21 protein-coding genes and 1 pseudogene are annotated in these 17,634 nt (G+C 69.2%); 12 read left to right on the plus strand and 10 right to left on the minus strand.

The features are described 5' to 3' along the window. Window positions 1-63: 63 nt before the first annotated feature. Complete coding sequence (locus ACTMVF_RS13700) at window positions 64-1,086, minus strand: sugar ABC transporter substrate-binding protein (protein WP_441271258.1); 1,023 nt, start codon at window positions 1,084-1,086, stop codon at window positions 64-66. A gap of 221 nt (window positions 1,087-1,307) precedes the next feature. On the opposite strand from ACTMVF_RS13700, the gene ACTMVF_RS13705 reads away from it, so the two are divergent. From ACTMVF_RS13705 to ACTMVF_RS13715, 3 genes are all read left to right on the plus strand, one after another. Continuing rightward, on the plus strand, window positions 1,308-2,270 hold the full coding sequence (locus ACTMVF_RS13705) for a carbohydrate kinase family protein (protein ID WP_441271259.1): 963 nt from the start codon (window positions 1,308-1,310) through the stop codon (window positions 2,268-2,270). A 227-nt stretch (window positions 2,271-2,497) separates the two neighbouring features. After that, a complete protein-coding gene (locus ACTMVF_RS13710; protein WP_441271260.1) occupies window positions 2,498-5,059 on the plus strand; it encodes a GH32 C-terminal domain-containing protein in 2,562 nt (853 codons plus the stop codon). Between the two features lie 37 nt (window positions 5,060-5,096). Next, complete coding sequence (locus ACTMVF_RS13715; protein WP_441271261.1) at window positions 5,097-5,390, plus strand: putative quinol monooxygenase; 294 nt, start codon at window positions 5,097-5,099, stop codon at window positions 5,388-5,390. A gap of 210 nt (window positions 5,391-5,600) precedes the next feature. On the opposite strand, the gene ACTMVF_RS13720 is transcribed toward ACTMVF_RS13715, so the two are convergent. Continuing rightward, entirely contained in the window at window positions 5,601-6,395 is a 795-nt protein-coding gene (locus tag ACTMVF_RS13720; protein WP_441271363.1) for an oxidoreductase, read from the minus strand. Between ACTMVF_RS13720 and ACTMVF_RS13725 the strand changes: the two genes are divergently transcribed. Beyond that, window positions 6,396-6,566, plus strand: coding sequence for a hypothetical protein (locus tag ACTMVF_RS13725; protein ID WP_441271369.1), 171 nt, complete (start codon window positions 6,396-6,398; stop codon window positions 6,564-6,566). A 22-nt stretch (window positions 6,567-6,588) separates the two neighbouring features. Here ACTMVF_RS13725 and ACTMVF_RS13730 read toward each other — a convergent pair whose 3' ends face one another. Together ACTMVF_RS13730 and ACTMVF_RS13735 are read right to left on the minus strand one after the other, a co-directional pair. Next, entirely contained in the window at window positions 6,589-7,158 is a 570-nt protein-coding gene (locus tag ACTMVF_RS13730; RefSeq protein WP_441271262.1) for a TetR/AcrR family transcriptional regulator, read from the minus strand. A gap of 178 nt (window positions 7,159-7,336) precedes the next feature. Next, a complete protein-coding gene (locus tag ACTMVF_RS13735) occupies window positions 7,337-8,302 on the minus strand; it encodes a LysR substrate-binding domain-containing protein (protein ID WP_441271263.1) in 966 nt (321 codons plus the stop codon). Window positions 8,303-8,442: 140 nt separating this feature from the next. Between ACTMVF_RS13735 and ACTMVF_RS13740 the strand changes: the two genes are divergently transcribed. The 4 genes and pseudogenes from ACTMVF_RS13740 to ACTMVF_RS13755 form a co-directional block, all read left to right on the plus strand. Then, window positions 8,443-9,618, plus strand: coding sequence for an NAD(P)/FAD-dependent oxidoreductase (locus ACTMVF_RS13740; RefSeq protein WP_441271264.1), 1,176 nt, complete (start codon window positions 8,443-8,445; stop codon window positions 9,616-9,618). Between the two features lie 27 nt (window positions 9,619-9,645). Further along, window positions 9,646-11,034 (plus strand): 2-oxoadipate dioxygenase/decarboxylase, encoded by a 1,389-nt coding sequence (hglS, locus tag ACTMVF_RS13745; RefSeq protein WP_441271265.1) that lies wholly within the window; start codon window positions 9,646-9,648, stop codon window positions 11,032-11,034. A gap of 59 nt (window positions 11,035-11,093) precedes the next feature. Then, a complete protein-coding gene (amaB, locus tag ACTMVF_RS13750) occupies window positions 11,094-12,629 on the plus strand; it encodes an L-piperidine-6-carboxylate dehydrogenase (RefSeq protein WP_441271266.1) in 1,536 nt (511 codons plus the stop codon). A gap of 264 nt (window positions 12,630-12,893) precedes the next feature. Further along, window positions 12,894-12,987, plus strand: a pseudogene (locus ACTMVF_RS13755) (IS481 family transposase); the annotation flags it as partial. Between the two features lie 11 nt (window positions 12,988-12,998). Here ACTMVF_RS13755 and ACTMVF_RS13760 read toward each other — a convergent pair. Continuing rightward, complete coding sequence (locus ACTMVF_RS13760) at window positions 12,999-13,970, minus strand: YihY/virulence factor BrkB family protein (RefSeq protein ID WP_441271267.1); 972 nt, start codon at window positions 13,968-13,970, stop codon at window positions 12,999-13,001. A 100-nt stretch (window positions 13,971-14,070) separates the two neighbouring features. Next, window positions 14,071-14,496, minus strand: coding sequence for a hypothetical protein (locus tag ACTMVF_RS13765; protein WP_441271364.1), 426 nt, complete (start codon window positions 14,494-14,496; stop codon window positions 14,071-14,073). A gap of 182 nt (window positions 14,497-14,678) precedes the next feature. On the opposite strand from ACTMVF_RS13765, the gene ACTMVF_RS13770 reads away from it, so the two are divergent. Beyond that, a complete protein-coding gene (locus ACTMVF_RS13770; RefSeq protein WP_441271268.1) occupies window positions 14,679-14,849 on the plus strand; it encodes a hypothetical protein in 171 nt (56 codons plus the stop codon). A 47-nt stretch (window positions 14,850-14,896) separates the two neighbouring features. On the opposite strand, the gene ACTMVF_RS13775 is transcribed toward ACTMVF_RS13770, so the two are convergent. The 4 genes from ACTMVF_RS13775 to ACTMVF_RS13790 form a co-directional block, all read right to left on the minus strand. Next, window positions 14,897-15,256 carry an ANTAR domain-containing protein gene (locus tag ACTMVF_RS13775; RefSeq protein ID WP_441271269.1) on the minus strand — a complete coding sequence of 120 codons (360 nt, stop codon included), beginning with the start codon at window positions 15,254-15,256 and terminating at the stop codon, window positions 14,897-14,899. 39 nt (window positions 15,257-15,295) lie between these two features. Further along, entirely contained in the window at window positions 15,296-15,652 is a 357-nt protein-coding gene (locus ACTMVF_RS13780) for a PRC-barrel domain-containing protein (protein WP_441271270.1), read from the minus strand. Continuing rightward, window positions 15,649-16,038, minus strand: coding sequence for an ANTAR domain-containing protein (locus ACTMVF_RS13785; RefSeq protein ID WP_441271271.1), 390 nt, complete (start codon window positions 16,036-16,038; stop codon window positions 15,649-15,651). Before ACTMVF_RS13785 ends, ACTMVF_RS13780 begins: the two co-directional genes overlap by 4 nt. An 83-nt stretch (window positions 16,039-16,121) precedes the next feature. Beyond that, entirely contained in the window at window positions 16,122-16,400 is a 279-nt protein-coding gene (locus ACTMVF_RS13790; RefSeq protein WP_441271272.1) for a hypothetical protein, read from the minus strand. A gap of 382 nt (window positions 16,401-16,782) precedes the next feature. Here ACTMVF_RS13790 and ACTMVF_RS13795 point away from each other — a divergent pair, with 382 nt between their 5' ends. From ACTMVF_RS13795 to ACTMVF_RS13805, 3 genes are all read left to right on the plus strand, one after another. Next, window positions 16,783-16,995: a hypothetical protein gene (locus tag ACTMVF_RS13795; protein WP_441271273.1), complete on the plus strand. Its 213-nt coding sequence runs from the start codon at window positions 16,783-16,785 to the stop codon at window positions 16,993-16,995. Window positions 16,996-17,109: 114 nt separating this feature from the next. Next, window positions 17,110-17,274: a hydrophobic protein gene (locus tag ACTMVF_RS13800; protein WP_441271274.1), complete on the plus strand. Its 165-nt coding sequence runs from the start codon at window positions 17,110-17,112 to the stop codon at window positions 17,272-17,274. Window positions 17,275-17,376: 102 nt separating this feature from the next. Further along, on the plus strand, window positions 17,377-17,550 hold the full coding sequence (locus ACTMVF_RS13805) for a CsbD family protein (protein ID WP_078916707.1): 174 nt from the start codon (window positions 17,377-17,379) through the stop codon (window positions 17,548-17,550). Window positions 17,551-17,634 lie beyond the last annotated feature (84 nt).

The raw sequence follows: 17,634 nt of genomic DNA on the forward strand, positions 1-17,634 counted from the left end.
GGAGGTGGGGCCGGCCGCCCCGCTGAAGGGAAAGGCGGCGAACGTGCGGTCCTCGGGGACGGCTCAGCCCCAGCAGTTCTCCAGGCCGTAGGCGGTGTCCTTGGACGTGACCCCGTCCTGCGCCTTGTCGGTGATCAGGGTGACGCCGGTGTCGGTGTAACCGGACGCCTTCTTGCCGTCCTTGGCGTACGTCACGACGGCCTTGACGCCCTCGGCGGCCATTTTCAGCGGGTACTGCTGCGAAGTCGCCGCGATCTTGCCGTCCTTGACCGCCTGGGTGCCGGTGCAGCCGCCGTCGACGGAGACGATCAGGACGTCCTTCTCCCGGCCCTTGGCCTTGAGCGCGGTGTACGCGCCCAGCGCGGCTGGTTCGTTGATGGTGTAGACGACGTTGATGCCGGGTTCCTTCTGGAGGCAGTTCTCCATGGCGGTCTGGCCCTTGGCCTGGTCGCCTCCGGTGTCCTGGGAGCAGACGACCGCCGGGTCCTTGTCGTCGATGCCGAAGCCCTTGAGGAAACCGCTGTGGCGCTGGACGCCGACGGAGACGCCCGGCGCGAGGTCGAGGGTGGCTATCTTCGCGGTCTTGCCCTTCATGGCGGCCTTGGCGTACTCGCCGATCAGCTCGCCGGCCTTGACGTTGTCGGTGGCGAAGAGGGCGTCGACCGCGCTCTCCGGCTCGGTCGGGGTGTCGAGGGCGATGACCAGGACCCCCTTGGCCTTGGCCTTCTCGACCGCGGGCACGATCGCCTTGGAGTCGCTGGGGGTGATCAGGATGCCCTTCACCCCGGCGGCGACCATGTTCTCGATGGCGGTGACCTGACCGGCGTTGTCCCCGTCGAACTTGCCCGCGGCGGTCATCAGTTCGACGCCGTCCGCCTTGGCGGCCTTCTCCGCGCCTTCCTTCATCTTCACGAAGAACGGGTTGGTGTCGGTCTTGGTGATCAGACCGACCTTGACGCTGCCCGAACCGGAGCCGACGGTGTCCGATCCGGAGCCGGATCCGCAGGCCGTCAGGGTGAGGGCTGCCAGGCCGGTGCACGCGGCGGCTCTGAGGAGGGCTGAGGGCAGACGAGGGGTGCGAGACATGAACGACTCCAGCGGGATCGCGGGCGGTGCGGCGGCATCGGAGCATGCCGTCCCGAAGTGTCATCGTTGACTTATGTCATCGTTGACACTGCTTGGCGAGGATGATGGACTCCGCCTCCCGGCAACGTCAATGCCCTGCACCGGACACAAGTCCGTAACGGCCGCGCGGATGCCCGGTCCGTGCCCGCTTTCGCCCGTGCGTTCGCAGAGAAGAGCAGCCCATGAGCCCGCGCCAGATCACCGTCCTGGGGGAGTGCGTCGCGGACGCGTTCACCGAACCCGGAGGCACCTCGAACGAACTCGCCCTGCGTGTCCTGCCCGGCGGCGGACCTGCGAATACAGCCGTCGCCCTGGCCCGCCTCGGCACCCCGGCCCGCTTCCTCGCGCGGCTGTCCGGCGATGTGTTCGGCCGCCTGTTCCGTGCCCACCTGGAGGCATCCGCGGTGGACCTGTCGAGCGCCGTCGAGGCCGCGGAACCCAGCACGCTGGCCGTGGCGGAGCTGGACGAGCAGGGGCAGGCCGCCTTCTCCTTCCATGCGCAGAACACGGCCGACTGGCAGTGGACAGCCGAGGAGTTGGCGGGGGTGGACCTGTCCGAGACCGCCTGCGTGCACACCGGATCACTGGCCCTGGTCCGCGCACCCGGCGCGGCGGTGGTGGAGGACTTCCTGGCGGCGGCGGCCCCTCGGGCCACCATCAGCATCGACCCCAACGTCCGGCCACTGCTGGTGGATCCCGACGTCTACCGCGCCCGGCTGGCGCACTGGTGCGACCTCGCCGATGTGCTCCGGCTGAGCGAGGACGACCTGGCGCTCCTGCTGCCGGGCACGCCGCCCGAGCAGGCGTGCGACATCTGGCACGCGGCCGGGGCCCGGCTCGTCGTGATCACGCGCGGTGCCGAGGGTGCCCTGGCCTCGCTTGATGGCGAACGGCTACAAGTGCCCGCGGTGGCGACACAGGTCGTCGACACGGTGGGGGCAGGGGACTCCTTCACTGCCGGGCTGCTTCACCACCTCGGGGCCCGCGGCCTCCTCGGCGGCCGGCTGACGGAGCTGCGCCTCGACGATGTCGCCGATGCCTGTCTGTTCGCCACTCAGGTTGCGGCCCTGACCTGCTCGGTTGCCGGTCCCAACCCGCCGTGGCAGAGGGAGTTGGCGCGGCTCGCGACAGCCGGGCGCGGCTAAGTGGGCAGCCGAGCCGCGCCGGGGCGATCAGGACAGCACCGTTGACGCGATGGCCGGATTGCCCCCATCATCGGGCCACTCGCTGTCATCGATGACACAAGTCAACGATGTCACCACCCACCTTGCGAGGCGCTGTGGACGACGGCGCCGGCGAGGCGTCACTCTTCCGTCCGTCCGTGCCGGGCCGCAGGCTCCGCAGCGTGGACGGCCGCAGCACAGGAGGCCCCATGAGCTCTGGACGTGTATCCCCTCATGCCCGCACGCGGCTGATCGCGGCGGTGGCGACCGTCTGCGCCCTGTCCGCAGCCTCGCTCGCCCCGCAGGCCGTCGCTGCCGAGACCCCGCCGTACTCCGAGACCTACAGGCCCCAGTTCCACTTCACCCCCGAGAAGAACTGGATGAACGACCCGAACGGCCTCGTGTACTACAAGGGCGAATACCACCTCTTCTACCAGTACAACCCGAACGGCAATTCCTGGGGTGACATGTCCTGGGGGCACGCGGTGAGCAAGGACCTCGTGCACTGGGAGGAGTTGCCGCTCGCCCTGTCGCACGACGACGAGGAGATGGTGTTCTCCGGCAGCGCGGTCGTCGACTGGAACAACACCACCGGGTTCGGCACGAAGAAGAACCCGCCCATGGTGGCGATCTACACCAGCGCCTACAAGAACGGCGGCAAGCAGGCCCAGTCGCTCGCCTACAGCACCGACCGGGGCCGTACCTGGACCAAGTACCAGGGCAATCCCGTCATCGACATCGGCTCCAGAGAGTTCCGCGACCCCAAGGTCCAGTGGTACGCACCCACCAAGAGCTGGCTGATGACGGTGTCGCTGTCCACCGAGCACAAGGTGCGGTTCTACTCGTCCAAGAACCTCAAGGACTGGGACCTGCTCAGCGAGTTCGGGCCGGCCGGTGCGACGGGCGGCGTGTGGGAGTGCCCCGACCTGTTCCCCCTCGCGGTAGACGGCGACGAGAACAACATCAAGTGGGTCCTGGTCGTCAACATCAACCCCGGCGGCATCGCGGGCGGTTCGGCCGCCCAGTACTTCGTCGGCGACTTCGACGGCAAGAAGTTCACCGCCGACGACAAGGGCACCTACACCCCGCCCACCGGCATGGTGATGCAGGACTTCGAGGGCACCGACTTCGGTACGTGGACGACCACCGGCATCGCGTTCGGCGACGGACCGGCGGCCGGGACACTGGCCGGGCAGGGGACCGTCGAGGGCTTCGACGGCAAGGGCCTCGCCAACAGCTTCCACAGCGGTGACGGCGCCACCGGCACCCTCACCTCACCCGAATTCACCGTCGACAGCCCCTACTTGAACTTCAAGGTCGGCGGCGGACGCCACCCGCACGAGGCCGGAACCGTCATGGAGCAGGGCCCGCCGCCCGCAGGCACGGTCCTCGCCGACTTCGAAGGCGGCAGCTACGGCGACTGGACGAAGACCGGTGACGCCTTCGGCACCGCACCGGCCACCGGCACCCTCCCCAACCAGCAGGAGGTCTCCGGCTTCCTGGGCAGCGGCCTGGTCAACACCTACCTGAACGGCGACTCGACGACCGGCACCCTTACGTCGCCCGCATTCACCATCGACAAGAAGCACATCAACTTCCTCATCGGCGGCGGCTACCATCCCGCGGGCTCCGCCAACCCCACCGCCCTCGAACTCCTCGTCGACGGCCAGGTCGTGCGCAGCGCCACCGGAAAGGACGCCGAGGCGCTCAACTGGGCTTCGTGGGACGTCAGCGACCTCGCTGGTAAGAAGGCGCAGATCAGGATCGTCGATGACAACACCGGTGGCTGGGGCCACCTCAACGTCGACCACATCATGCTGTCCGACACCGAGGCCCAGCCCGTCTCCCGGGAGACGTCCGTCAACCTGATGGTCGACGGCGAGGTCGTCCGCAGCGCCACCGGCTCCAACAGCGAGACCCTGGACTGGGCTTCCTTCGATCTGCGTCCCTACGCCGGCAAGAAGGCACGCATCCAGGTCGTCGACAGGAACACCGCCGGCTGGGGCCACATCCTCGCCGACCAGTTCACCGCCGCCGACACCCCCGCCCTCTCCGTCGTGCAGCGCGCCGACTGGGCCGACTACGGCAAGGACTACTACGCGGCGGTGTCCTGGGAGGACGCGCCGGGCGGCAAGCGGTACATGATCGGCTGGATGAACAACTGGGACTACAGCGGCGCCATCCCCACCTCCCCCTGGCGCGGCGCGCAGAGCGCCCCCCGGGAGATGGCCCTGCGCACCATCAACGGCCGACTCCGGCTCACCAGCAAGCCGGTGAGCAGCCTGGAGTCCCTCCGGCAGAGGCGCCCGGCGACGGCGGCCGGCGTCACCGTCAAGAGCACCTCGAAGCCCCTGATCGGCCCCGCGGCCAAGGGCAAGGCGCTCGACATCGAGGCCACTTTCTCCCTCAAGGACGCCGAACGCTTCGGCCTGAAGGTGCGTACCGGCGCCGGAGGCGAGGAGACCGTCATCGGCTACGACACCACGACACAGGAGCTGTACGTCGACCGCACCCGCTCCGGCGCCGTGGACTTCAACAGCTCCTTCCCCGGCGTCCAGCGAGCACCACTGCAAGCCAAGAACGGCCAGGTGAAGCTGCGGATCCTCGTCGACTGGTCGTCCGTCGAGGTCTTCGGCGGCAGCGGCGAAGCGGTGATCACCGACCAGATCTTCCCCGACCCGGACAGCCAGGGAGTGCAGGTCTTCGCCGAGAACGGCTCGGTGAAGCTGGACCGGGCCCGCGTCTGGCACCTCGACTCCTACCGCGACTGATCCTCACATCACGCCCGACCAAGAAGGACACCACACCGTGAACAAGACCCTGCTCGCCGAGTTCACCGCACGCGAGGGCGCGGAGGACGAGGTCGCCCGCCTGATCCTGGAGTACGCCCGGAAGGTACGGGAGGAAGACGGCAACCTCGCCTTCGACGTCTACACCAAGGCGTCGAGCCCGCGCGCCTACTGGATCTTCGAGGTGTACCGGGACGAGGACGCTTTCCAGGCGCACCTGACGGCCCCGTACGGTGCTCCGTTCAACACCGCACTCGCGCCGCTGATCGAGGAGGACGCCTCGGTGCTGACCTTCCTCGATCCGGTGGCCTGACCATGGCCGGCCCGCCTCGCGGACCGGCCTCACACGTTGAGCCGTACGGGCAGAAAGACCGGGGCGGGCGGTGACCGTCGTGGGCTGCTTGGGATGCAGGGAGGGGCTGCACCCGGTACGACCGTTCGAAGTCTGGCGCCCTACGAGGCGAAGTAGTTGAAGCTGGATGGCCGTCTCCGCGTGAGCGTTTGAGGACGAGGCCTCCGCGCGTCAGCCGGCCAGGCGGTTGATCTTGCGGATCTGCTTGTCGAAGGCCCGGGCCGGCACGAGGCGGCGCAGTGTGCTCACGCGTCCGGCCAGGGGGCCGGCGGTGTAGCGCAGTCTCGGCTTCGCGTCGGTCGCTGCCGCGACGATCGCCTGGGCGACGACGGCGGGGGCGTCGCCGGTCCTCACGGCCTCCGCCATCACGCGGTCGACGATGTGCCGCTGCTTCGCGTAGGCGTGCAGGGGGGTGTCGGGCTTGGTGCTGTTGGCCTCGAACCCGGTCCTGGTGTAGGCGGGTTGGACGATGAGTGCCCGGACGCCGTGGTCACGGACCTCGTGGTCGAGGGACTCGGTGTAGCCCTCGATGGCGTGCTTGGAGGCGGCGTAGGCGGCCATGTACGGCTGGGGCATGAACCCGAGTACGGACGAGACGTTGATGATGCGCCCGCGTCCCTGGGCACGCATGTGCGGCAGGATCTCGTTCACCATGCGCATGACCCCGAAGACGTTGGTGTCGAAGACGGCCTGCGCCTGCCCGAGGGGGGTTTCCTCGGCCGCACCCATCGAGCCGACGCCGGCGTTGTTGACCAGGACGTCGATCCGCCCGAACCGCTCGAACACCTCCTGGACCGCGGCGGTGACCGAGGCGTCACTGGCCACGTCCAAGTCGAGGAACCTCATGCCGTCAAGCGGGGTGACGCGTGAGGTGTCGCGACTTGTGCCGACCACGTCGAAACCCGCTGCGACCAGGGCGAGCGCGGTTTCCGCGTGCAAGTTTGAGCGGGGAGTCGTCGCTTTGATGTGGAGCCTGAAACGCTCCTGATGCGGATGCAGGGATATGCCGTCGTGGTGGCCGCGGAGGTGCACCTGCCGCTGGGTGCTGATGCCTGCGAGACCGCGAGCTTTTTCGCCTGCGGCATGCTCGGCAGCACTCTTACGGCCATCGGGCCTCCCGCGAGTGCCGGGATGTGAGGGTTTGTGGACGGGCGATGTGTCAGCGCATGCCCGCTGCGTCGAGCAGGGTGGCCACCGTGGGTGCGATGAGCCCCGTCAGTTTGTCGGCTCCGATCCCCGCGCGGGCGCTGGCGCCGTCGAAGACCAGGCTGAGCTGCCGGGCCAGCAGGTCGGGATCGCTCGCCCCGCCTTGCTCGGCCTCGGTGCGGAAAAAGCCTGTCAGGTTCTCCTTGACTCGGTGGGCCACCCGACTCGCAGGATGACTCTGATCCTTGAGCTCGATCTGAACGGCCAGATACGGGCAGCCGCGGAACTCGGGTGCTCCTGCCTGCGATTCCACCTGCTCGAAGACGTGCATGATCCGCTCGCGGGGCGGCCGGCCATCGTCCGTCGCGGGCAGGAGTGTCGCCACGTAGTCGGAAGTGCGCTGCTCGAGGCTCGCCGCCAGTAGTTCGTCCTTGCTCTCGAACAGCTGGTACATGGAGCGCTTCGACACCCCCGCCGCCTTGCACAGGGCCTCGACGCCGATGCCGACACCGTCGCGGTAGGTGAGCGTGGCCGCCGCATTCAGCAGCCGCTCTCGGGAGCTTGGCTTCGCCTCGGTGGTCATGCTGCGAGGTTAACTCGATTCCGACAAAATAAAAACTGATCGGTTTTCAGGGTGGAGCCTTGATGGTGATGAGGGGGTGCCTTCCGCTATGGGGGGAGTCCTTACCGTGAAGGCCCTCAATAACAGGACCAGGGCGGTGGCCGCGGCGGCGGTGATGGTGGTGACCATCGGACGGCGCTCACTCAGGCGGCCTCCGGTGGTGGTGCCGCCCAGCGCTCCGACACCCTGACTGGTTTCCGTCGGTGCGCCTGGTCTCGGCCACCGCCCGCAGGACGTCGACGAGGGCCGTCACCGTGGGCCGGTGCTCCGCGGCGGAGCGGAACACGACCACGATGTGCCGCTCCACTGTCTCGCTCAGCTCCACCACGTCGAAGCGCGACGAGCGCAGCCTGAGCATCAGATCCGTCACGGTGCTCACACCGACGCCCGCCTCGACCAGGGCCAGCGTGGCCGCGGTGTCCGTCACCTCGTGCCGCACCTCGGGCTCGACGCCCGCCCGTCGGCAGGCGGTGAGCACGGCACGGCCGTAGTAGCTGGTGGTGGACGGCATGATCCACAACAGATCCTGGGTGTCGGCGAGGGAGACCACGCGACGGCCGGCCATCGTGCCGGCGGGCACGGCGAGCGAGAAGCGTTCCCGGTACAGCTGCGTCACCCGCAGGGCCGGATCGCGGGGAATGGGCACGTCCGGGTAGTCCAGGCCGAGCGCGAGGTCCACGGCTCCGGACGCGACCGCGTCGTACACCTCGTCCACGTCCATGTCGCGGCTGCGCACCGTCAGTCCCGGATAAGCCTCGCGTGCCCTGCGCAGGGCCAGCGGCAGGATCTCGGCGGCGGCCGTGGCGAACAGGCCGACCCACAGTGTCCCGGCGGGTTCGCCCCGGGCGCGCTCCAGCGCCTCGACGGCCTCGGCCTCCGTGGACAGGATCCGCTCGGCGTGATGGGCCAGCGTCATGCCGGCGTCGGTCAGCTCCACCCGGCGCCCGACGCGCCGCAGCAGCTCCATGCCGGTGGCCTTCTCCAGCGCGGTGATCTGCTGGGAGACCCCGCCGGGCGTGTAGCCGAGGGCCGCGGCCACCGCGGAGATGGTGCCGCGCCGGGTCAGTTCCACAAGGGAGCGCAACTGGGCACTCGTCCAGTCCATACGGCGAACGTATAGCAGCTCTAAATGATCATGCGCACTAATTGTTCATAGACGTCAACTGTCGTGTTGCCGCACGATGACGCGCAGACAGCTGCTCGGCAACGCCCCTGGTGACGCACCGCCCGCGAAGGGATGGCCTGTTGACCTCCTCACCGCTCTCTCGCACCGTTCCCCCCACCGCCGACGTCGTGATCATCGGCGGCGGCGTGATGGGAACCAGTACCGCCTTCCACCTGGCGGAGGCCGGAGTGCGCAACATCGTCGTCGTCGAGCGCGGAGATCTGGGCTGCGGCAGCTCGGGCAAACCGATCGGCGGCGTGCGGGCCCAGTTCTCCGACCCGCTCAACATCGAGCTGGGCAACCGGAGTCTGCGCGCCTTCCAGGACTTCCCGGACCGCCCGGGCACCGACATCGGACTCGACACCGTCGGCTATCTCTTCCTGCTCACCACCGAGCAGCAGGCCGCGGACTTCGAGGCCGGTGTCCGGATCCAGAACGGCTTCGGCGTCCCCAGCCGCATGGTCGACGCCCGCGAGGCGCACCGGCTGTGTCCCTATGTCAGCACCGACGGACTCGTGGCCGCCGTCCACTCGCCCACCGACGGTCACGCAAGGCCCGCCCTGGTCGTCCAGGGTTACGCCCGGGCGGCGGCCAGGGCCGGGGTCACCTTCGCGACCCGCACCGCCGTCACCGGCCTCGACACCAGCGGCGACCGGGTGACGGCCGTCCACACCGACCGCGGGCGCATCGACTGCGGCACGGTCGTCTGCGCCGCCGGGGCCTGGTCGGCGCGGATCGGCGACATGGCCGGCGTCAGCCTCCCGGTGCGGCCGGTGCGCCGCCAGCTGGCCTTCACCGTCCCGCTCACGCCCCCCGCCCCGCGGATCCCCTTCACCATCGACTTCACGTCCTCGGCGTACTTCCACAACAGCGACGACGGGCTGCTGTTCGGCCTGGCCGACCCCGACCAGCCGGACGGCTTCGACACCACGTGGACCCCGGACTGGCTCGACCTGTTCCGCGATGTCGTACGTCACCGCGCGCCCGCCCTGGCGGACATGGAGACGGACGGCGGCTGGGCAGGACTCTACGAGGTCACCCCGGACCACAACGCGCTGATCGGCCGCTCCGGCGAGGTGACCAACTTCCTGTACGCCACCGGGTTTTCGGGCCACGGCTTCCTGCAGGCACCCGCGGTCGGGGAGATCGTCCGCGACCTCTGCCTGGACCGCGCCCCCTTCGTCGACATCACCCCGCTCAGCGCGGACCGCTTCCGGGCGGGCGCCGAGATCCGTCCCGAAGCACATGTGGTGTGAACACCCGATCGAAGGGCAGAGCTGTCGATGATCAGCCAGTGGCAGTTGCGCGCCGCGTTCGCCCAGCGGCTCTCCGGCATGTACGGGCGGGAAGTCCCCGCCTACACCACGCTTGTGGACGTCTCCCGCGAGGTCAACGAGGACGTCCTGCGCGCCCGGGGTGCCGACGCCGAACGCCTGGGATCCATCGGGCGGGTGACCGCCGAGCGCCACGGCGCGATCCGGGTCGGCACCCCGCGGGAGCTGGGGCAGGTCGCACGGATCTTCGGCGCCCTGGGCATGCGCCCGGTCGGCTTCTACGACCTGCGCGAAGCCGCCGCCAGCGCCGTCCCCGTCGTATCGACCGCGTTCCGACCCGTCGACGGCGAGGAACTGGCCCGCAATCCCTTCCGCGTCTTCACCTCCCTGCTCACCCCCGCCGACCCGCGGTTCTTCGACGCCGACCTGCGCGCACGCCTGGAGACCTTCCTGGCGGCCCGCGAACTGTTCCCCCCGCAACTGCTCGACCTGGCCGACCGGGCGGAGGCCGAGCGGGAACTGCCCGAGGAGGACGCCGAACGCTTCCTCCAACTGGCTGTCGGGGCCTTCGAGTTGTCGAACGAACCGGTGGACAGGGCCTGGTACGAGACGCTGGAGAAGGTGTCTGCCGTCGCCGCGGACATCGGCGGCGTCCGCAGCACCCACATCAACCACCTCACGCCCCGCGTGCTGGACATCGACGAGCTCTACCGGCGTATGACCCAGCGCGGCATCGAGATGATCGACACCATCCAGGGCCCGCCGGCCTGGCAGGGACCCGACATCCTGCTGCGCCAGACGTCCTTCCGCGCCCTCGCCGAACCCCGCGCCCTGCGCCTGGCGGACGGCAGCGTGACCCGCGGCGCCCTGCGGGTGCGCTTCGGCGAGGTCGAGGCCCGCGGGATCGCCCTCACCCGTGCGGGCCGCACCCTCTACGACCACCTGCTCACCGCCGTCGACCGGGAGGCCGCGCACCGGCCCGTGACAGACCGGGCCGACGTCGCCCGCGCGGTCTGGGAGAAGCACCTCCCGCGCACCGAACGCGAGCTGGCCGAGCGCCGGTTGGCCTACTTCACGTACCACGCGACACCGGACCAGCCCCGCGACGGCCGCGAACCGCCCGCCGACCTCGGCGAGTTGCTGGCGCGGGGCAGGGTGCGCGCCGAGCCGATCGTCTACGAGGACTTCCTGCCCCGGTCCGCGGCCGGCATCTTCCAGTCCAACCTCAGCGGCGAGGGCTCCCGCGACAACGCGCAGCAGGGCACGGTCTACGACGCCGAATGGCTGTCCGGCGCCCTCGACCGCGAGGTCCTGGACCCCTTCGCGCTCTACGAGCAGCAGCAGAACGCCTCCCTGGCCCGGGTGACCGAACAACTCGGGCTGAAGCCCCTCGCATGACAACTCGCATGACGCCTCGCATGCCGACTCGTATGACACCTCATATGACAAGGAGCACCATGACCAGCACGACCCCGACCCTGCCCACCACCGAGGACCTGCGCGTCCGGGCCCGCGCCGCCCTGGAGCGCACCGGTGTCACCGTCCCGGAGGGCAGCGACTTCCAGGCCCGCACCCCCATCACCGGCGAGGACCTCTTCGGCCTGACGGCGGCCGGCGCCGCCGACGCCGAGGAGGCCCTCACCGCCACCCGCGCGGCCTTCCTCAGCTGGCGCACCACCCCCGCCCCGCGCCGCGGTGAACTCGTGCGCCGCCTGGGCGAGTTGCTGCGCGACCACAAGAGCGACCTGGCTGACCTCATCACCATCGAGGCGGGCAAGATCCGCTCCGAGGCGCTCGGCGAGGTCCAGGAGATGATCGACATCTGCGACTTCGCCGTGGGCCTGTCCCGCCAGCTCTACGGCCGCACCATCGCCTCCGAGCGCCCCGGCCACCGCCTCGCCGAGACCTGGCACCCGCTCGGCGTGGTCGGCGTCATCTCCGCGTTCAACTTCCCTGCCGCCGTGTGGTCCTGGAACACCGCCATCGCTCTGGCCTGCGGCGACACGGTGATCTGGAAGCCCTCCGAACTCACCCCGCTGATCTCCCTCGCCTGCGACCGGCTCCTGACCCGGGCCGCCGACGACGTCGGAGCGCCCCGCGACGTGCACCGCCTCCTGCTCGGCGACCGCACCCTCGGCGAGAAGCTCGTCGACGACCCGCGCGTCGCGCTCGTCAGCGCCACCGGCTCGACCCGCATGGGCCGCGAAGTAGGCCCGCGCGTCGCGGCCCGCTTCGGCCGCAGCCTGCTGGAACTCGGCGGCAACAACGCGGCGATCGTCGCCCCCTCCGCCGACCTGGACCTCGCCGTCCAGGGCATCGTCTTCGCCGCGGCCGGCACCGCGGGCCAGCGCTGCACGACCCTGCGCCGCCTGATCGTGCACCGCGACATCGCCGACACCCTCGTCGGGCGACTGACCACCGCTTACCGCAAGCTCCCCATCGGCGACCCCTTCGACGAGACCACCCTTGTCGGCCCGCTCATCACCACCAAGGCCCTCGACGGCATGAGGGACGCGCTGGACCGGGTGCAGGCCCAGGGCGGCAAGATCCTCGCGGGCGGCAACCGACGTCTGGGCGACATCGCGCCCCGGGCCGCGTACGCCGAGCCGGTCATCGTCCGTGTCGAGGAGCAGACCGACGTCGTACGGGAGGAGACCTTCGCCCCGATCCTGTACGTGCTGACCTACGACAGCCTCGACGAGGCGATCGCGCTGCACAACGACGTCCCGCAGGGCCTGTCCTCCAGCATCTTCACCCGCGACCAGCAGGAGGCAGAGCTCTTCCTGTCCTCCGAGGGATCCGACTGCGGCATCGCCAACGTCAACATCGGCACGTCCGGCGCGGAGATCGGCGGTGCCTTCGGCGGCGAGAAGGAAACCGGCGGCGGACGTGAGTCCGGCTCCGATGCCTGGCGTGCCTACATGCGCCCCGCCACCAACACCATCAACTACTCCAGCCGGCTCGCTCTCGCCCAGAACGTCAGCTTCCTCTAGTAGTACTTCGGTACGTTGAGTGATCTTGGCTGGTCGTGGGCGGCTTCCCGGAGTGAGGGCGGGGGAAGTGGACCGGCTCCGGGGCGAGTGTTGTCTGCGGGGTCGGCTACTGGACGGCCGGCGCAAGTCGATCCAGCCGATGGCCGAGCGGCTGTGCGAGGCGATCAGCCCTGCGGTGTGGGTGTTGACACCGGCCGGGCTTGATCATGGCGAAGGCCTCCGTGTGTGGTGGAGGTGTCGAATCTTCACCGCACGGAGGCCTTCGTGTCCCACCACAATGCCCGGCTGACCGTTCACGGCAGGCGGCTGCTGGTCGAACGTGTCTTCCGGCCGTCCCGTCGCGCATGTCGCGGAGGAACCACGCTTGGATCACGGGCCGTGCTTCTGGAGGCGCGGTGCTGCTGGTGCGTCGCTGTCGGCTGACGCCCGCCGTGGTGCGGCGGCGGCTGCGGGGCTGATCTCGGGCTCCGGGCCCTCGCCCTCGGCTGTCCCGACGGACCGCACCGCCGGCCCCGTCTCTGTCGCTGTCCAAGCGGCGCAGTACAGCAGCAGCCTGGCCATGAGGTTGATCCACAGCACGACGGCGACCGGCACGGCGAAGGCGCCGTACATGCTCTTCCCCGCAACGCCCTGCAGATAGCCGGTCAGCAGCCACTTGAGCAGTTCGAAGCCCACCGCACCGATCAGCCCGGCGACCACGACCGCACGCCGGCCGGGATGCACCCGCGGCAGCCGGGTGAGCACGTAGACCAGCAGCAGGAAGTCGACGACCAAGGCGATGGCCAGGCCGGCGAAGAACAGCAGAGCCCGTCCCGCCCCGCCCTCGATACCGGCCTCGTCGGCGGCCCAGCCGACGGCACTGTTGGCGAACACCGAACTGCCGATCGCGACCAGCCCGACCGCGCCGAGACCGACCAGCACCATGGCGTCCTTGACCTTGAGCAGGATGGGATTTCCCGGGTCCTGCTCCTTCTCCCACACCGCGCGCAGGCTCCCGCGCAGGGCGCCGACCCAGTTGATGCCGATCACGAGCAGCAGCGCGCCCGCGATCAGCCCGACGGATCCGGCATGCGCGACGAGACTGTCCATGTCCAGGAGGTCGGAGAGGCCCGGCGCCTGGTCGGCGATCTCGTCCTTGAGGTCCCCCAACTGGTCGTCGCTCAGCAGCTTGGCGCTGATCGCCGCACCCACGGTGATCAGCGGAAAGAGCGCGACGAAGCTGGTGAAGGTGATGGCCGCGGCGAGCCGGGACCAGTGGACCGCAGCCAGCCGCTCGAACGCCCGCCCAGCATGCGTACGCATCAGTTTTCCGATCACAGGCAGCCTTCTCAGCCATTCCATGAGAAACACCCACTTCCTGCGTACCCACAGTCCAGAAGAGAGGCATCCAGCGGAGGACCCGCACCGCCTTCCGACGTATGAGAGCGGCCGACCTGGATCGTCAGTGAGCGGCCCGGTGGCGGAACCAGTGGCCCTTGCGCCGGGTGCGTTCGACCGGTCCGGCAGGGTCTTCGTCAGCCCCCTCCGCCTGCGCCGGCTGTGCGCGGGCGGAGCCGCGTTCGTTGATCAGAACGTCCCGTTCCTGTTCGGCCGCGGCAGTCTCGCGCTGAGGCTGTTTGAGCCTGCGACGTGCGGTGCGGCCGCGACTAGTGGCGTGGCGTGTACCGGTCAGGATCAGCATCAGCCCGAGCAGAGCCGCCGCCCCGACGACGATGCCGTAGAGGAAGAGGGTGCCGGTGGAGCCGGTGACGTCGACTCCGAAGACGGAGAATCCGCCGGTGAAATCGTGGGCGCTGCCACTGTTGGAAAGAACACCGGCGACACCGATGACCACCGCGGCAACGAGAATGACGAGCCCGAAGATCATCACGACGTGCTCCTGGGATCTGCTTCCTGTCCTCACGGTAGAACCGTTCTACCCGGCACGCCACCACCATGGGTTGCGTCTACCCCGAAATTGAGGTAAAGGCGAGACCGGAGGACGCTGGCACTACTGGGTGGACAACCTCTCGTCCACCCATCCGCCACGACCCCAGGAGGCGTAGCACCATGGCCTTCTTCCTGGTTCTTCTCGGCGGCGCCATCGCGCTGGTCGTTATCGGCGCTGTCGTCGACGGCATGCTGTATCTGCTCTCCATCGGCGTGCTGCTCCTCATCGCCGCCGTGCTGTACCTGCTCGTACGCTCGGTATCGCGCTCGCGCCGACGCTCGGCCCACTGACGCGTGGTGGTGGAGGGCGGACCGCCGCTCCACATGCCCCCATGCCGTCACCGCCGGTCTGCCGGATGGAGGCACCGCAGCCCCCGGCGCAGCTCCCGCTGTATCGGTTCCGGGAGCGCCTCGTCCTTGGTCGTGGCGACCAGGGCCGCGGCCACGTCCCGGAGCTTGGTGTTGCAGTGCTGCGACACTTCCACCAACAGGTCCCAGGCCCTGTCGTTGGGACATGAGGCCAGGGCCATCACCATGCCGCATGCCTGGTCGATCACCGCACGGCTCACCAGCGCGCGTCCCAACTGCTCGTTGGTGGCGCGTAGTTCGACGACCTCGGTCAGTAGTCTCGTTTCCTCCGTCGACGCCACGGCCGTCAACAACCGCTGTTCCTCGCGGGGCGTGGTCAGCTGGCGCATGGTGCGTACCTCACAGGCAGTCATCCCATCCATAGGGGGTCAGCGGCGCGCCAGTTGCCGTTCTCCGGCCGCACCGGGCTGGTAGGTCAGTCCGTAGTGCTTGAAGATTGCCTCCTCCTGCGCGGCGGGCAGCACGTCGTCGGTGCCGATCGAAGGGGCCTGCTTCACCAGCGTTCTGACATAGCCGACCCTGAGGTAGTCCGGCCCGGCGATCGCGTCCTCAAGGGGGACGAAGACCAGACGGTGCCGGGTAGGCAGTCCGGTCCGTACCGTGGCCATGGCCGGCTCATCGGTGGTGGTGTCCACATAGACCGCCTCCAGGACACCGATCTTGCGCGACTCGGTGTCGACGACATCGCGGTTGCGCCATTCTCGGACATCGGCTGTGTGAATCATGACCTTCTCCTTCCGGACGGCTCAGCCGCCGGTGGTGAGTCGCACCCGCCGTCTTCCGCGTAAAGCCGCCGCAGCACCCGCTGCATCAGCCGCGAGAGCGGCTCCCCCTCCCAGGCAGTGACCACGGCCGCAGCCACCTCCGGAAGACTGGTGTTGCACTGCCGCGAGATGTCCACCAGCAGGTCCCTGGCCGGCCGACGGCCGCAGGGGGCAAGGATCATCACCATGCCGCACGCCTGATCGATGACCATACGGCCGGCCAGTGCCCGCCGCAGCTGATCATTCTCGGCGCGCAGTGCGACGACATCCTGACCGGCCGCATTCTCCGCCCCGGCCTCAGCCGCCACATCCCACCAACTCTCTGCGAGCAAGGTTGTGCGATGCATGGCATCTGCCTCTCCACGATTTCCGTGCGTCCGGCGTGGCTGAAGCCGCCCCAAAATCTCTGGATGCCGGGCAGCTTCATCGGTCACCCGCGGCGTTCATGGTCCCGACGGTCTTCGCGCCTCCAGCGCGCCCGGTGCCGACGGCTGTAGCGACGGTTCCAGCGGTCCTGACGATCCCGGCGGTTCTCGTAGTCCCGGTAGCCCCCGAGATCGGAACCGTCGTCACGGATCCACCCTCCCCCGCGATCACGGCCGTGCCGGGTGGCGCCGAAGACCAACACGGCCGCGGCCACCCACCAGATGGGGTTGATGAAGCCGAGGCCGAACAAGACCACGGTCAGGATGAGAAGCAGAACGAACACGGCGGGCCTCCCGGAGCGGAACAAAGCATCACTGCCGGGGGCCGGGGCCAGTACGAACAGCGTAGCCCTCCCTCGAGGTTGCGGATAGCGACCCACGTCAGCGCCCTCCGCCGGGGCCAGATGGCCACTTGCCGTCTGTCCAGGGAGCGCGGCGAGGGCTAGCGTGCGCGGTACGGCCCGAGTCCCCGGCAGCGTCGATCACCTTTCGCGCTCCTTCGAGGGCGCACCTCGTGCATCAGTGCCGGGACCTGCCACGCCCCCAACCGGCCGCTCCCGCACCCGCCGTCGCCACACCATCCCGGCGCGGCCTCGATGCGCCCCATGCGGGCACCGTCCATCCGCTGTCCGCCGTGTCGCACGTATCCACCGACAGGCGATACCCATGTACGCGCTGATCGTTCCCGCCTCGACCCCCTTCGTCCTGCTCGCCACCGTGATGGCCCTGTCCTGGTGGGAGGACCACATCCTGCCGACGCAGCCGACCGAGCCGGCCGAAACCCCCGCCGAGCCGCCGTTCACCCCGGCGCCCCCAGCACAGCTCCCAGAACTCCTCGGCGCCGACGCTGCGTTGACAACGGACGTTGCCGGGCGTTGACTGACAGCACGGCGTAGGGCCATGCCACTCCGGACTGTTCGGCGGCATTCCACCTTCCCGCTTCGCCCGGACCCCGCGGAACTCAGGAAACTTCCGCGATCTGGAGGCCCGGCAATGATTCTGTGGATCCTTCTCCTTCTGCTGATCCTGGTGGTGTTCGGGTTCGGCTTCACGACGCAGATCCTGTGGTGGGTCGCCGCCGTCCTGCTGGTCGTCTGGATCGTCGGCTTCGCGATGCGCGGGCGCCGTGGTGGCGGCCGCCGGTACAGCCGCAGGTAGTCCGTTCCCGAGCCGACCCTGCCCGCAGGAACAAACAGGAACAAAGGCCTATACGGCGATCGCATGCGGGACCCCACTCACCAGACAAGCAGGAGGCCGGCCATGAGCGTCGGACGGACGATCAAGCACAAGGCACAGGAATTCAAGGGCCGGGTCACCGAGCGCATCGGCCGGACCACCCGAAACAGGCGACTGCAGCGCGAAGGCAGGACCGACCGGGTCGCGGGAAACCTGAAGCAGTCCGGCGACAAGGCGAAGGACGCCTTCAGGCCGTGACCACAAACGCCCCGCGTGGTGCCCACGTCGCGTGGACACCACCTGGCAGGCCCGAACGCCCGATCAGCCGACAGGAATTGACGG

It is taken from the genome of Streptomyces sp. SD31 (genome assembly GCF_052068475.1).
Classification (GTDB): domain Bacteria; phylum Actinomycetota; class Actinomycetes; order Streptomycetales; family Streptomycetaceae; genus Streptomyces.